The organism is Burkholderia sp. Se-20378, from assembly GCF_017104665.1.
Classification (GTDB): domain Bacteria; phylum Pseudomonadota; class Gammaproteobacteria; order Burkholderiales; family Burkholderiaceae; genus Burkholderia; species Burkholderia lata.
The window spans coordinates 1-13,190 of the sequence record NZ_JAAGPG010000220.1; the positions used below are offsets into that span (position 1 = coordinate 1).

At 67.7% G+C, this 13,190-nt stretch carries 13 protein-coding genes; 5 read left to right on the top strand and 8 right to left on the bottom strand.

The features are described 5' to 3' along the window. Together G3N93_RS21830 and G3N93_RS21835 are read right to left on the bottom strand one after the other, a co-directional pair. Window positions 1-1,742 (bottom strand): phosphodiesterase (locus G3N93_RS21830; protein ID WP_206133936.1); only part of this gene is annotated, 1,742 nt, incomplete at its 3' end. Between the two features lie 274 nt (window positions 1,743-2,016). Beyond that, window positions 2,017-3,048 carry a bile acid:sodium symporter family protein gene (locus G3N93_RS21835; protein WP_011353419.1) on the bottom strand — a complete coding sequence of 344 codons (1,032 nt, stop codon included), beginning with the start codon at window positions 3,046-3,048 and terminating at the stop codon, window positions 2,017-2,019. A 346-nt stretch (window positions 3,049-3,394) separates the two neighbouring features. Between G3N93_RS21835 and G3N93_RS21840 the strand changes: the two genes are divergently transcribed. From G3N93_RS21840 to G3N93_RS21850, 3 genes are all read left to right on the top strand, one after another. After that, window positions 3,395-3,877 (top strand): peptide-binding protein, encoded by a 483-nt coding sequence (locus G3N93_RS21840; protein WP_174937609.1) that lies wholly within the window; start codon window positions 3,395-3,397, stop codon window positions 3,875-3,877. Between the two features lie 345 nt (window positions 3,878-4,222). After that, on the top strand, window positions 4,223-5,299 hold the full coding sequence (locus tag G3N93_RS21845) for a porin (protein WP_011353417.1): 1,077 nt from the start codon (window positions 4,223-4,225) through the stop codon (window positions 5,297-5,299). A 181-nt stretch (window positions 5,300-5,480) separates the two neighbouring features. Then, a complete protein-coding gene (locus tag G3N93_RS21850) occupies window positions 5,481-6,443 on the top strand; it encodes a LysR family transcriptional regulator (protein WP_011353416.1) in 963 nt (320 codons plus the stop codon). 115 nt (window positions 6,444-6,558) lie between these two features. Here G3N93_RS21850 and G3N93_RS21855 read toward each other — a convergent pair whose 3' ends face one another. Beyond that, window positions 6,559-7,518 carry a nitronate monooxygenase family protein gene (locus G3N93_RS21855; RefSeq protein ID WP_174937611.1) on the bottom strand — a complete coding sequence of 320 codons (960 nt, stop codon included), beginning with the start codon at window positions 7,516-7,518 and terminating at the stop codon, window positions 6,559-6,561. 266 nt (window positions 7,519-7,784) lie between these two features. Between G3N93_RS21855 and G3N93_RS21860 the strand changes: the two genes are divergently transcribed. Continuing rightward, entirely contained in the window at window positions 7,785-8,681 is an 897-nt protein-coding gene (locus tag G3N93_RS21860) for an alpha/beta fold hydrolase (RefSeq protein ID WP_174937613.1), read from the top strand. 21 nt (window positions 8,682-8,702) lie between these two features. Here the strand turns inward: G3N93_RS21860 and G3N93_RS21865 are convergent, their stop codons facing one another. Further along, a complete protein-coding gene (locus G3N93_RS21865; protein ID WP_011353413.1) occupies window positions 8,703-9,194 on the bottom strand; it encodes an Lrp/AsnC family transcriptional regulator in 492 nt (163 codons plus the stop codon). Between the two features lie 112 nt (window positions 9,195-9,306). On the opposite strand from G3N93_RS21865, the gene G3N93_RS21870 reads away from it, so the two are divergent. Further along, window positions 9,307-10,209 (top strand): DMT family transporter, encoded by a 903-nt coding sequence (locus tag G3N93_RS21870; RefSeq protein WP_174937615.1) that lies wholly within the window; start codon window positions 9,307-9,309, stop codon window positions 10,207-10,209. Window positions 10,210-10,473: 264 nt separating this feature from the next. On the opposite strand, the gene G3N93_RS21875 is transcribed toward G3N93_RS21870, so the two are convergent. From G3N93_RS21875 to G3N93_RS21890, 4 genes are read right to left on the bottom strand one after another with little or no spacing between them, the layout of a single operon-like run. After that, on the bottom strand, window positions 10,474-10,686 hold the full coding sequence (locus G3N93_RS21875; protein WP_046544280.1) for a DUF1289 domain-containing protein: 213 nt from the start codon (window positions 10,684-10,686) through the stop codon (window positions 10,474-10,476). Beyond that, window positions 10,683-11,189, bottom strand: a complete 507-nt coding sequence (locus G3N93_RS21880; RefSeq protein WP_174937619.1) for a YbaK/EbsC family protein — start codon at window positions 11,187-11,189, stop codon at window positions 10,683-10,685. Before G3N93_RS21880 ends, G3N93_RS21875 begins: the two co-directional genes overlap by 4 nt. Window positions 11,190-11,215: 26 nt before the next feature. Then, window positions 11,216-12,148: a hydroxymethylglutaryl-CoA lyase gene (locus G3N93_RS21885; RefSeq protein ID WP_174937621.1), complete on the bottom strand. Its 933-nt coding sequence runs from the start codon at window positions 12,146-12,148 to the stop codon at window positions 11,216-11,218. Between the two features lie 26 nt (window positions 12,149-12,174). Then, on the bottom strand, window positions 12,175-13,116 hold the full coding sequence (locus tag G3N93_RS21890) for a glyoxylate/hydroxypyruvate reductase A (RefSeq protein ID WP_206133937.1): 942 nt from the start codon (window positions 13,114-13,116) through the stop codon (window positions 12,175-12,177). Between the last annotated feature and the right edge of the window lie 74 nt (window positions 13,117-13,190).

The window sequence follows — 13,190 nt, forward strand, 5'->3', positions numbered from 1 at the left end:
TCGCGCCGCTTCGCGAGCGCCGCGACCGACGCGATCTCGTCGCTGCCGTAGCGCTTCGCGCCGTGCGCGCCGGCCGGCACGCCGACCGCGCCGATCGCCATCGTCACGAAGCCGAAGAACGCCGGATTGCCGTGGCGGTCCTCGCCGTGCAGCCCGCCCGCCTGTCGGTCGGCCTGCGTGTAGAAGAGCTGCGCGCCGTCGTTGAAGCGGGCGATCGCGTCGGCGGCGCGTTCGCGCCAGTCGGCGCGCTGGAACAGCACGAGGAAATCGTCGCCGCCGACGTGTCCCAGAAAGTCGCGCTGCGGGTCGCACACGCCGGCCAGCACCGTCGCCGCGAACTTCAGCACCTCGTCGCCCTGCCAGTAGCCGTACTGGTCGTTGAACGGCTTGAACTGGTTCAGGTCGACGTAGCACGCATGAAAGCCGGCGTCGCGCTGGAGCAGGCGGTCGATGTGCGCGCTGATCGGAATGTTGCCGGGCAGGAACGTCAGCGGATTCGCGTAGCGCGCGGCCTCGATGCGCATCTCGGTCACTGCGCGCACGAGGCTTTCGCCGGTGCCGAGCCCGACGTAGCGGCCGTGTTCCGTGATCACGAAGCCGTCCGCGAGATAGCGCTGGTCGTGGCTTGCGAGCAGCATCGCGAGCTGCTCGAACGTCGTCGCGTTGTCGATCATCAGCGGCGCGTCGTTCGCGAACTGCAGGCACGGCTTCTTTCCGAACACCTCGCGGTGGTACGGCAGTGCGAAGCGGTCGATGAAGCCGCGGCGATTCACGAGCGCGACGGGTCGCCCGCGTTCGACGAGCGCGACCGCATGCAGGTCGGGCATCCGGTTGAACAGGTCGAGCACGTCGTTGCTGGTCGCGTCGCGCGGCAGCGCCGGCGCCGGCACCAGCATCTTCCCGGCGATCGTGCCGGCCGGCCGCACCGAGCGCGTCGCGCCGGGAAACACCGCGATGTGCGGCGCGCGGATCGCGTCACGCGCGGCCGGTGCGACGACCCGCGACGGCTGCGCGTTCGGCCGGCCGAGCAGGAAGCCCTGTACGCAACAGATGCCCATGTCCCGCACGACGATCAGGTCGCATTCGTTCTCGATGCCTTCCGCGATCAGTTGCGCGCCGCTCGCCTGCGCGAAGTGCTGCATCGCCTTCACGGCTTCGAACTTGAGCGGGTCGCGGGCGATGTCGTGGATGAAGAAGCGGTCGATCTTCACGACGTCCGGATGCAGGCGCAGCCACAGGTTCATGCTCGCGTTCGCGGTGCCGTAGTCGTCGAGCGCGAACTGGATGCCGGCGTCGCGCAGCGACGCGACGGCCGGCCCGATGTGGGCGACGTCGGGAATCGCATTCTGCTCGGTCAGCTCGATGACGATGCGCTCCGCGGCGATCCGCGCGCGGACGAGGAGCTGGCGTACGCGCTCGCGTTCGCTGGCGAGCTTCAGGATCGTCCCGGCGCTGAAGTTGAGGAACAGCTTGCCGTCGCAGCCGAGTGCCGCGAACGCGTCGAGGCAGGTGAGCGCGGCCGCCTGTTCGAGCGCGAGGGTCTCGCCTTCGCGCGCGGCCTGCGCGAACAGCGCGGCGGGCGGTTCGAGGTCGGTGCCGCTTGGGCCGCGTATCAGGCCCTCGTATCCGACGACCGTCCCCGACCCGAGATCGACGATCGGCTGGAAGACGGCGGCGAGCGCGCGATCCGCGATCAGGCGCGTGATGCTGGCGGCAGCGGAGTCGGGGTGGGGCGCGGGCATGGGCGAGGGCAGCCGAATCGACAGGACGCCCGACTTAACGGCATCGCTCGCGGAGAATTGAATGAAGATTTCGTGACGCGATGGGCGCTGCTGGTGCATTGCGCCTGGGGCGCATCGGTGCGCACGTGGAAGGGCGGTGCGGCGGTGAGGCGGTGAGGCGGTGCGGCGGTGCGGCGGAAAGGCGGAAAGGCGGAAAGGCGGAAAGGCGGAAAGGCGGAAAGGCGAGAACACCGGGACAGCACCACGCGATGGCCGTCCCGTCGCCCCCGGATCGTCAGCGTTTGCCCGCGCTCAGTGCGCCGGGCGCCGATGTCGCGTCGCCCTCGTCATGCTCGCCGCTCATGTCGCGCGCGCCCCACCGCTGCGCGAGCGCCGCGCACGCCATCAGCTGGATCTGGTGGAACAGCATCAGCGGCAGCACGATCGCGCCGACCGCGTTCGCCGAGAAGATCACCTTCGCCATCGGCACGCCGGCTGCGAGGCTCTTCTTCGATCCGCAGAAGATGATCGTGATCTGGTCGGCGCGGTTGAAGCCGAGCCGCTTGCTGACGAACGCGGTCAGCAACAGCGCGATCGCGAGCAGCACGAGGTTGACGACGAGCAGGCCGCCGAGTGCGCGCGGCGGGATCTGGTGCCACAGGCCTTCGTTGACGGCCTCGCTGAAGGCGACGTAGACGACGAGCAGGATCGAGCCCTGGTCGACGAAGCGCAGCACGCCGCGGTTGCGATCGATCCAGCCGCCGATCACGGGCCGCAGCAGCTGGCCGGCGATGAACGGCACGAGCAGCTGCATCACGATGCTGCCGACGGTGCTCCACGGCGACGCGGCGGCGGCCGACTGCGACGTGATCATCAGCCCGACGAGCGCCGGCGTGACGAAGATCCCGAGCAGGCTCGACGCGGATGCCGCGCACACGGCGGCCGGCACGTTGCCCTTCGCGATCGACGTGAACGCGATCGACGACTGGACCGTCGACGGCAGCGTGCACAGGAACAGCACGCCCGCATACAGCGTCGGCGTGACGAGCGGCTGCAGCACGGGTTTCAGCGCGAGACCGAGGAGCGGGAACAGCGCGAACGTGCTGAGCAGCACGACCGCGTGCAGCCGCCAGTGGGTTGCGCCCGCGACGACGGCTTCGCGCGACAGCTTCGCGCCGTGCAGGAAGAACAGCAGGCCGACGGCGATGTTGGTCGCCCAGTTGAATGCGTGGGCGGCCGGGCCGCGGCACGGCAGGAGGCTCGCGAGCACGACGGTGCCGACGAGCGCGAGCGTGAAGTTGTCGGGAAGAAAACGGGGACGGGCCATCGGGAACTCGATTCGAAAACGACGGAGGTGCGCGTCGCGCGCGCGGATGGCGCCATTGTCCCGGTTGGCGATTCACTACACAAATTCATTGTGGGAATCGATTGATGAGCCAATCTCATGCAACAACGCTCACGGCACCGGCCCGGCCATGCGCAAAACGGCAGAAGAATGTTCTGTCGCGGTCGCCCGCAGAAGTGAAAAAACCTAGCAGTAACATGGTGTTACACCGATGCCGGCGACATAACACTTTTTGGCTCGACACACTTTCGGCCCGCTCATAAATTACTGCTGAAAGCCTTGCGTCGGCCAAAAGCGGCCGGCACCGGGCATGGACAGGCACTGAACGATGACGGAACGGGTGAAACGGAAGATCGGACGATGGGTGGCAGGCGTGCTTGGCGCGCTGCTGATGCCGCTCGCGCTCGCGCAACCGCCCCATGGTGGTCATGCGTTCGGCGGTCACGGCTTCGGTGGCGGCGACATGCGCGCGTACGGTCAGCCGGCCGGCGGCGCGCCTGTCTGGCGCCGCGTCGCGCCCCCTGCCGGTGCGCGCGCCGGCGGCGTGAACGGCTACGGCTCCCGCTGGGGGCTGCGGCCGACGCCGTCGTATGGCCATTACGCCGCGCAAAGCCCGTATCGCCCGATCAGCGCCGACGTCCGCCAGGTGCCGCGCCCGCCGGGCGGCGGCAACGTGCCGCTGCGCGCCGGGTCGATCCGCGCCGACGTCGCACGCTACAACGAGGAGCGCGGCGGACGTCCGATGCCGCCGCCCCGCTCGCAGGAAGAGCCTGCACACTCGCCGTTTTTCTCCCCGTTCTACCGAAACTGAGCGCCCGCGCGCTCGTCCCTCCGCCGGCTGATGCGAATTCGCCACAGTCGCGCACAGATTTCCGCTGATTTTCCCGTCGCATTGCGCTATCTTTCGCGCCCGGCTCGCGTGTGCCACGCTGCCGTCCGGCCGCGCGACCGCGTTCACGCCGGGCCGCCGGCGGGTACCCGGCCATGTATCAATTCCGCGAAGTTAATGCTGCCGCTATACCAGCAATAAGTGTGCGCAATTTTGACCGGACGAATGATCCGTAAAGATGGCTGCGCCCCATACGACGCAAGCACTCGGCTCCAAAAAACAACGCTCGCGCCACTTATCGACAATTCGACAAAATCTGGAGATCCAATGAAAGCATTCGCTCGCCGTGCGTCGCGCACGTCCGTCAAGCTGATCGCCGCGGCTGCCTGCGTGGCGGCTACCGCTCCCGTCCATGCACAGTCGAGCGTGTCGCTCTACGGTCAGGTCGACGAATGGGTCGGCGCAACCAAGTTCCCGGGCGGCGACCGCGCGTGGAACGTGAGCGGCGGCGGGATGTCGACGTCGTACTGGGGTTTGCACGGCGCCGAGGATCTCGGCAACGGCTACAAGGCGATCTTCACGCTGGAAAGCTTCTTCCGCGCGCAGAACGGTCAGTTCGGCCGCTTCCAGGGTGACACGTTCTTCGCACGCAACGCATACGTCGGCATCGATTCGCCGTACGGCACGGTGACGGCCGGCCGCCTGACGACGCACCTGTTCCTGTCGACGATCCTGTTCAACCCGTTCTACGACTCGTACACCTTCTCGCCGATGGTGTACCACGTGTTCCTCGGCCTCGGCACGTTCCCGACCTACCCGAGCGACCAGGGCGCCGTTGGCGATTCGGGCTGGAACAACGCGCTGTCGTACACGTCGCCGTCGTTCGGTGGCCTGAATTTCGGCGCGATGTACGCGCTCGGCAACCAGGCCGGCGACAACGGCTCGAAGAAGTGGAGCGCGCAGTTCAACTACGCGAACGGCCCGTTCGCGGCGACCGCGGTCTACCAGTACGTGAACTTCAACAACGGCCCGCGTGACCTGAGCGCGCTGGTGGCCGGCATGAAGAGCCAGGGCATCGCGCAAGTCGGCGCGACCTACGACCTGAAGTACGTGAAGCTGTTCGGCCAGTACATGTATACGAAGAATGACCAGGTCGCGGGCAGCTGGCACGTGAACACCGCGCAGGGCGGCGTGTCGGTGCCGCTCGGCGTCGGCAACGCGATGGCGTCGTACGCATACTCGCGCGATTCGGGCGGCCTCGACCAGACGCGCCAGACTTGGGCCGTCGGTTACGACTATCCGCTGTCCAAGCGCACGGACGTCTACGCTGCGTACATGAACGACCACATCAGCGGCCTGTCGACCGGCAACACGTTCGGCGCCGGCATCCGCGCGAAGTTCTGACGCGCACGCACGACCGCTGCGCCGGATGCGCGTGAAAAGCGCGTCCGGGCTGCATGTTTTCCCGCCAAAACGGCGCCGCGACCCCGCGGCGCCGTTTTGCCTTTCTTGACCTTTCTGTTTCCCCGCCTTTGTTACCCTATCTCGTAATTGGACCATTCCCCCGTCATTACGAGCTAGTTCGATGGATACCCTCGTCAGCATGAATGTGTTTCGCTACGTCGTCGAAGTGGGCAGCTTCGTCGGCGCGGCCGAACGCATGCAGATGTCGGCTGCGATGGCGAGCAAGCACGTGATGCATCTCGAGCAGCAGCTCGGTGCGCGGCTGCTGCATCGCACGACACGACGCGTCGCCCCTACCGAGGCGGGACGCGAATACTATGAGCGCCTCGTGCAGGCGCTGTCTGAACTCGACGAAGCCGGGCAGGCCGTCGGCGCCGCGAGCGTGGTGCCGCAAGGCAGGCTGCGCGTCACGTCGCTATCGGCGTTCGGGCTGCGGCACGTGATGCAGGCCGTCACCGATTATGCGGGCCGGTTCCCGGACGTGACCGTCGACATGACGCTGTCCGATCGCGTGGTCGACCTGATCGAGGAAGGCTACGACGTCGCGGTGCGTGCGGCGCCGAACGGATTGAAATCGTCGTCGCTGGTCGCGCGGCAGATCGCGACCGCGCACATCCTGCTGGTCGCGTCGCCCGAGTATCTCGAGAAGCACGGCACGCCCGCGACGATCGCCGATCTCGCGCACCACAACTACCTGCGGCGCGACTCGAATTCGACGATGCTCGACTCGCTGGTGATCGACGCGGCCGCCGCGTCGCGCGTGAACCTCAACGGCAACCTGATCGTGAATCATCTCGAAGGGCTGCGCGCGGCCGTGCTCGCGGGCGCGGGCATCGCGCTGCTCGGCACCGAGGTGGTCGGCGACGACATCGAATCCGGCCGGCTCGTGCCGGTGCTGCTCGATGCGGTGCCGCCGCACGAGGCGCCGATCTACGCGGTCTATGCGAGCCGTCGTCACGTGTCCGCGAAAGTGCGTTCGTTCGTCGACTTCCTGGCGGCGCGTTTCGAAGGGCAGTCGCTGTGCCCGTCGATCGAATCGCGCCTGCGCGTGCTGCCGATCACGCGGATGAAGCGCGCGGTCTGAGTCGTCTTTCCCGCGGCAGCGGGTCAATAAAAAAGCGCGAACCGCAGCGGTTCGCGCTTTTTGTTTTGTCCGACGGAATTCGCGCCGGCGGCAGCCGTGAGGGCCGCCGCATTCGTCAGCGCGGAATGCCGAGCCGCGCCTTCGCGTCGTCGTACTCGCGCTTCAGGCGCTCGACGAGCGCGCCGACGCTCGGCAGGTCGTCCATCAGGCCGACGCCCTGGCCGGCACCCCAGATGTCCTTCCACGCCTTCGTCTTGTCGCCGCCGAAATTCATCTTGGTCTTGTCGGATTCCGGCAGCGCCTCCGGATCGAGGCCGGCCTTCTCGATGCTCTCGCGGATGTAGTTGCCGTGCACGCCCGTGAAGAGGTTCGTGTAGATGATGTCCGACGATTTCGCGTTCACGATCGCGTGCTTGTAGTCGTCGATCGCATGCGCTTCCTGCGTCGCGATGAAGCGCGTGCCCATGTACGCGAAGTCGGCGCCCATCGCCTGCGCCGCGAGGATCGAGCCGCCGTTCGCGATCGCGCCGGACAGCACGATCGGGCCGTCGAAGATCTTGCGGACTTCGCCGACGAGCGCGAACGGCGACGTCGTGCCCGCGTGGCCGCCTGCGCCGGCCGCGACGAGGATCAGCCCGTCGACACCGGCTTCGAGCGCCTTCTGCGCGTGACGCAGGTTGATCACGTCGTGCAGCACGATGCCGCCGTAGCTGTGCACCGCGTCGACGATCTCGCGCGCCGGTGCGCGCAGGCTCGTGATGAAGATCGGCACCTTGTGCTCGACGCACACGCGCACGTCGTGCTCGAGCCGCGCATTCGACTGATGGACGATCTGGTTGACCGCGATCGGGCCGATCACCGCGTCGGGATTTTTTGCGTGGTGGTCGGCGAGCTCGGACTGGATCTGCGTGAGCCACTCGTCGAGCAGTTCTGCCGGACGGGCGTTGAGCGCGGGGAACGAACCGACGATGCCCGCCTTGCATTGCGCGAGCACGAGTTCGGGGTAGCTGACGATGAACATCGGCGACGCGATGACGGGCAGCGTCAGGTTCTGCAGGACGGTGGGCAATGCCATGTGATGTCTCCAGTCTCCAGGGGCGGTCGCGCGGTCGCGCCGACGCCAAGCTTTACGGTCGAACGGTGATTCGAGTGTAGCTGCGAAACGAGGTCGTTCTTATTAATACGAACGATCGTGCGATTCTACGCGAGCTTAACAAAATGCGCGGTGTGCCGGCAATCGAGTGAGTGTTCTCTTTCTACGGATTCTGGCTGCTGCCCCGCTGTGTAGATGCGCAAGCGCTCCTAAAATAGCCGCCATAACAAACCAACGAGAAACAAACCATGTCGTTTGAGGCGTTTGCACCGTTTCGCGTGACGGTGCAGGACACCGACATCTTCGGTGTCAAAGGAGGCGCGGGTCCGCCGCTCCTGTTGCTGCACGGACATCCGCAAACCCACATGATCTGGCATCGCGTTGCCGCGACGCTCGCGAATCATTTCACGGTGATTGCCACCGACCTGCGCGGTTACGGCGCGTCGGGCAAGCCGCCGAGCGACGCGCAGCATGCGCCGTATTCGAAACGGGCGATGGCGGCCGACCAGGTCGCCGTGATGCGGCATTTCGGCTTCGAGCACTTCCATGTGTGCGCGCACGATCGCGGCGCGCGGGTCGCGCACCGGCTCGCGCTCGATCACGCGGACGCCGTTGAGCGGATGATGCTGCTCGACATCGCGCCGACGCTCGCGATGTACGAGAAAACCGATCGCGCGTTCGCGACCGCGTATTTCCACTGGTTCTTCCTGATCCAGCCGGAGCCGCTGCCCGAGATGCTGGTCGGCGCGCATACCGATGCGTACATCGAGCGCGTGATGGGCAACCGGTCCGCCGGGCTCGCGCCGTTCGCGCCCGAAGCGCTCGCCGCATACCGGGCCGCGCTCGCGCAGCCGGGCGCCGTGCATGCAATGTGCGAGGACTACCGCGCGTCCGCGACGATCGATCTCGAGCACGACCGTGCGGATCTCGAGCGCGGCAACAAGGTCGCGTGCCCGTTGCGCGTGCTGTGGGGCGAGCACGGGATCGTCGGCCGCTGCTTCGATCCGCTCGAGGAATGGCGCCGCGTGGCGCGCGACGTCAGCGGCCGCGCGCTCGAGTGCGGGCATTACATTCCGGAAGAGGCGCCCGTCGCGCTGATCGACGAACTGTTGGCGTTCTTCGAGGCGCGCGACGCGGCTGCGTGAGGGCGCTCGCGTACCCGCTGCTCAGCGGTGCGCGCCGTCGTCCTCGACGAGCGGCGGCAGCCGGCGCGGCACCGGCGTCGATTTCACGATAGCGGTGCTCGTCTCGGCGCGCTCCGTCACTTTCGACAGGATGTCGTCGAGGTGCGCGATCGTGCGCAGGTAGAGCCGGCAGATGAAGCAGTCGTCGCCGGTGACCTTGTCGCACTCCACGAATTCAGGAATCCGCCGCAGCATCTCTTCGACGAGATGCAGTTGGCCGGGCAGCGGCTTGACGCGGACGATCGCCTGCAGCGTGTAGCCGAGCGCACGCGGGTCGAGCTCGACGGTGAACGCGGCAATCACGCCTTGTGCCTCGAGCCGCCGCACGCGGTCGGCGGTCGCGGGCGCCGACAGCCCGATCTGCCGGGCGAGTTCGCTGGTCGCGATGCGCGCGTCGTCGGCCAGCGCCGCGAGGATCGCGCGGTCGGTCGCGTCGAGCGACGCGACGGCAGGCGGAGAAAGGCGTTTCGGCATGATCGCTTTGCTTTCGAAGGTGAATCGGTCGATTCACTTCAGTTTAGCCGTGGTTGCCGCGAAAGCAAGTTTCTAGAATCGAAGTCATCCACTCTTCTGAACGGAGTTCACGATGGCTTCGAATGAAATTCGCCGCGGCGCCGCCGAAATGGTCGTCGCGATGATGATGTCCGGCACGATCGGCTGGCTCGTGATGTCGTCGCAGCAGCCGCTGACGAACGTCGTGTTCTTCCGCTGCCTGTTCGGCGCCGCGACGCTCGCGATCGTCTGCGCGGCGTTCGGCTTCCTGCGTCGCGCGCTGTTCTCGCCGCGGATGCTCGCGCTGGCGACGCTCGGCAGCGTCGCGATCGTCGCGAACTGGCTGCTGCTGTTCGCCGCCTACTCGCGTGCGTCGATCTCGATGGCGACCGCCGTCTACAACACGCAGCCGTTCATGCTCGTCGCGCTCGGCGCGATCGTGTTCCGCGAGCGGATCACCGCGTCGACGGTCGCGTGGCTCGCGCTCGCCTTCGTCGGGCTCGTCGCCGTGGTGCGTGTCGAGCCGGCCGTGCTGGCGGTGCCGGGCGAATATCTGGAAGGCGTCGCGCTGTCGCTCGGCGCCGCGTTCCTGTATGCGATCTCGTCGATCGTCACGAAGCACCTGAAGGGCACGCCGCCGCATCTGCTTGCGCTGCTCCAGGCCGGCCTCGGTGTCCTGCTGCTCGCGCCGTTCGCACACTTCGGCACGTTGCCGACGAGCGCCGGGCAGTGGCTCGACCTCGTCGTGCTCGGCGTCGTAAACACGGGTCTGATGTATGTGCTGCTGTACGGCGCGATCCAGAAGCTGCCGACCGCGATGACCGGCGCGCTGTCGTTCGTCTATCCGGTCGTCGCGATCGTCGTCGATCACGTCGCGTTCGGGCAGACGCTCGCGTGGACGCAGGTGGTCGGCGCGCTGCTGATCCTGCTCGCGGCGGCCGGCGTGAATCTCGGCTGGCGCATCGTGCCCGCGCGTCGCGCGGCCGTCGGCAACTGAAACGGTCGTACGATTCGGCGCCGCTGCGGCATCGCGCAGCGGTTCATCGAATGCATATTTCAGGAACGCGCATTGCGGGCAGAGGGTGCGGACATGGCGAGCAAAATCCATGCGCACGCACGCGTGGAATACGCTGTAAGAAGTTGTAGGGAAACACCCGATGCGATGCGGCCGCGTCGCTCGTATGATGCGGGCTGTGACGTTGATCACGTTCACAGGATTCCGATCTCATGCCGTTCGCCCGTCAGGCTGAACGGCTTTTTTTTATGCGCCGCTCCGCGCAATCAGACGCCGCCGCGCATCGAGCCGCGCGAGCAACGCGCGCCTCGCGTCGTCGTCCGACGCACGCCACCCCTTGATCTCGTCGCGCGTACGCAGGCAACCCGCGCACCAGTCGGTGCGCGGATCGATCCGGCAGACGTCGGTGCACGGCGACGCGACCGTGCCGACCGTCACCGTCACCGGCACGTCGCTCATGCGGGCTCCCGCAACGCGACGTCCGCGACCGGCGCACCCGTCAGCGATACGAGTTCGCTCGGCGACAGGTTGAACACCGCGTGCGGATGGCCGGCGGCCGCCCACAGGCTGTCGAGCTCGAGCAGGTCGGCGTCGATCAGCATGACGGGTTCGACGAGGTGGCCGATAGGGCAGACGCCGCCGATCGCATAGCCGGTGTTGTCGCGCACGAACTTCGCGTCCGCGCGGCCGACCGCGCCGACCTGCGCGGCAACCTTTTTCTCGTCGACGCGGTTCACGCCGCTCGCGACCACGAGCACCGGCGCACCGTCCGACTGGCGGCGAAACAGGATCGACTTCGCGATCTGCGCGACCGAGCAGCCGAGCCCGGCCGCGGCCTCGGCCGACGTCTTGCCGGTTTCGGCGAGCATCACGATGCCTTTCGCATGGCCGCGCTCGCGCAGCAGCAGCGCGACGCGTCGCGCGGAATCGGGGAGGGAATCGAATGAAGCAGGTGTCGTCATGTTGAGGAATCCGTGGAATACCGGGGTCACACGCAGTTTGCGGCATCGGCCGCGCTCTGCGCCTTGGCGAGCAGTGCGCGACCGGCGCGCGACACGTTCGCGCGGCCGATCGCGTTCGAGATGAAGTCGCCGGCGGCGACGACCTCCGCCAGATCGATGCCGGTGTCGATGCCGAGGCCCTGCATCAGGTACAGCACGTCCTCGGTCGCGACGTTGCCGGTTGCACCCTTCGCGTACGGGCAGCCGCCGAGGCCCGCGACCGACGCGTGGAAGATCTCGATCCCTTCGAACAGCGCCGCGTAGATGTTCGCGAGCGCCTGGCCGTAGGTGTCGTGAAAGTGGCCCGACAGGCGTTCACGCGGGAACACGCGCGTGACGGCCGCGAGCACTTCGCGCGTGCGCTTCGGCGTGCCGACGCCGATCGTATCGGCGATGTCGATCTCGTCGCAGCCGAGCGCCGCGAAGCGCTCGACGACGTCGACGACCGACGCGACCGGCACGTCGCCCTGGTACGGGCAGCCGAGCGTGCACGACACGCTGCCGCGCAGCCGCAGGCCCGCATCCTTCGCCGCCTTCGCGACCGGCTCGAAGCGCGCGATGCTCTCGGCGATGCTGCAGTTGATGTTCCGCTGCGAGAACGCCTCGCTCGCCGCACCGAAGATCACGACCTCGTCTGCGCGTGCGGCGACTGCATTCTCGAAGCCCTTCAGGTTCGGCGTGAGCACCGAGTAGACGGTGCCCGCGCGGCGCTCGATGCCGGCCATCACGTCGGCGCCGTCGGCCATCTGCGGCACCCATTTCGGCGACACGAACGACGCGGCCTCGACGTTGCGGAAGCCGGCGTGCGACAGCCGGTCGACGAGCGCGATCTTCACGTCGGTCGGCACGAAGGTCTTCTCGTTCTGCAGCCCGTCGCGCGGGCCGACTTCGACGATCTTGACGGCGGTGGGGAACGTCATGGTTGTCTCCTGGTTTGCTTGTAGGTTCAGTAGCCGCGTGCGTAGTCGACGATGCCGCCGACGCGCTCGCCGCGCTCCAGGGCGCGGATCTTGCCGGCGATCTGCGCGATGGCTTCGTCGCGAAGCGTCTCGGCCGAGCTGTGCGGCGTGATCGTGATGCGCGGCGCGTGCCAGAACGGATGGTCTTCCGGCAGCGGCTCGCGATGGAACACGTCGAGCGTCGCGGCGGCTACCTGGCCGCTCGAGAGCGCGTCGAGCAGGTCGGCTTCGACCAGGTGCGCGCCGCGTGCGACGTTGACGACATACGCGCCGGGCGCGAGCCGCGCGAAGGTGCGCGACGACAGGATGCCGTCGGTGTCGGGCGTGCTCGGCAGCAGGTTGACGAGCACCTTCGCACCGTCGATGCACGCGTCGAACGCGCCGTCGCCGGCGAAGGTCGTGACGCCGTCGAGCTGCTTCGCGCTGCGGCTGTAGCCGCGTACGGGCAGGCCGAGCGCGGCGAGTGCGCGCGCGACCTGCGCGCCGAGTACGCCGAGGCCGAGCACGGCGACGGTGAAGCGGGTGCGCGCATGCGGTTCGAGCGGCTGCCAGCGGCGCTCGCGCTGCAGCACCTCGTATTCGTCGAAGCGGCGCAGGTAGCGCAGCACCGCGTGCGTCACGTATTCGACCATCTGCTGCGCCATGCCCGAATCTTCCAGCCGCACGAGCGGCACGTGCGGCGGCAGCGTGCCCGGATGCGCGTGCTCGAGCGCGAGCAGCGCGTCGACGCCGGCGCCGAGATTGAAGATCGCGCGCAGGCCGTCGCGCGGGGCGAAAAATTCACGCGGCGCGCGCCAGACGAGCGCGTAGTCGGCGGCGGCCGTGTCGCCCGGCTGCCACGCGCGCAGTTCGGCTTCCGGCAGCGCCTGCGCGATTTCGTCGCGCCACGCACTGGCTTCCTGATGCGGGGAGTGGCACAGGATCTTCATTGGCTGACGGCGCGCGCGCCGGCGAGGCGCGTCACGGGAACGGCGAGCGGGGCCGGGCGCAGCGCGCCGGCGGG

Excerpts from the sequence above, each read along its gene's own strand:
- G3N93_RS21835 (WP_011353419.1), bottom strand. The coding sequence starts at position 3,048 with ATGGCCCGTCCCCGTTTTCTTCCCGACAACTTCACGCTCGCGCTCGTC.
- G3N93_RS21840 (WP_174937609.1), top strand. The coding sequence starts at position 3,395 with ATGACGGAACGGGTGAAACGGAAGATCGGACGATGGGTGGCAGGCGTG.
- G3N93_RS21845 (WP_011353417.1), top strand. The coding sequence starts at position 4,223 with ATGAAAGCATTCGCTCGCCGTGCGTCGCGCACGTCCGTCAAGCTGATC.
- G3N93_RS21850 (WP_011353416.1), top strand. The coding sequence starts at position 5,481 with ATGGATACCCTCGTCAGCATGAATGTGTTTCGCTACGTCGTCGAAGTG.
- G3N93_RS21855 (WP_174937611.1), bottom strand. The coding sequence starts at position 7,518 with ATGGCATTGCCCACCGTCCTGCAGAACCTGACGCTGCCCGTCATCGCG.
- G3N93_RS21860 (WP_174937613.1), top strand. The coding sequence starts at position 7,785 with ATGTCGTTTGAGGCGTTTGCACCGTTTCGCGTGACGGTGCAGGACACC.
- G3N93_RS21865 (WP_011353413.1), bottom strand. The coding sequence starts at position 9,194 with ATGCCGAAACGCCTTTCTCCGCCTGCCGTCGCGTCGCTCGACGCGACC.
- G3N93_RS21870 (WP_174937615.1), top strand. The coding sequence starts at position 9,307 with ATGGCTTCGAATGAAATTCGCCGCGGCGCCGCCGAAATGGTCGTCGCG.
- G3N93_RS21875 (WP_046544280.1), bottom strand. The coding sequence starts at position 10,686 with ATGAGCGACGTGCCGGTGACGGTGACGGTCGGCACGGTCGCGTCGCCG.
- G3N93_RS21880 (WP_174937619.1), bottom strand. The coding sequence starts at position 11,189 with ATGACGACACCTGCTTCATTCGATTCCCTCCCCGATTCCGCGCGACGC.
- G3N93_RS21885 (WP_174937621.1), bottom strand. The coding sequence starts at position 12,148 with ATGACGTTCCCCACCGCCGTCAAGATCGTCGAAGTCGGCCCGCGCGAC.
- G3N93_RS21890 (WP_206133937.1), bottom strand. The coding sequence starts at position 13,116 with ATGAAGATCCTGTGCCACTCCCCGCATCAGGAAGCCAGTGCGTGGCGC.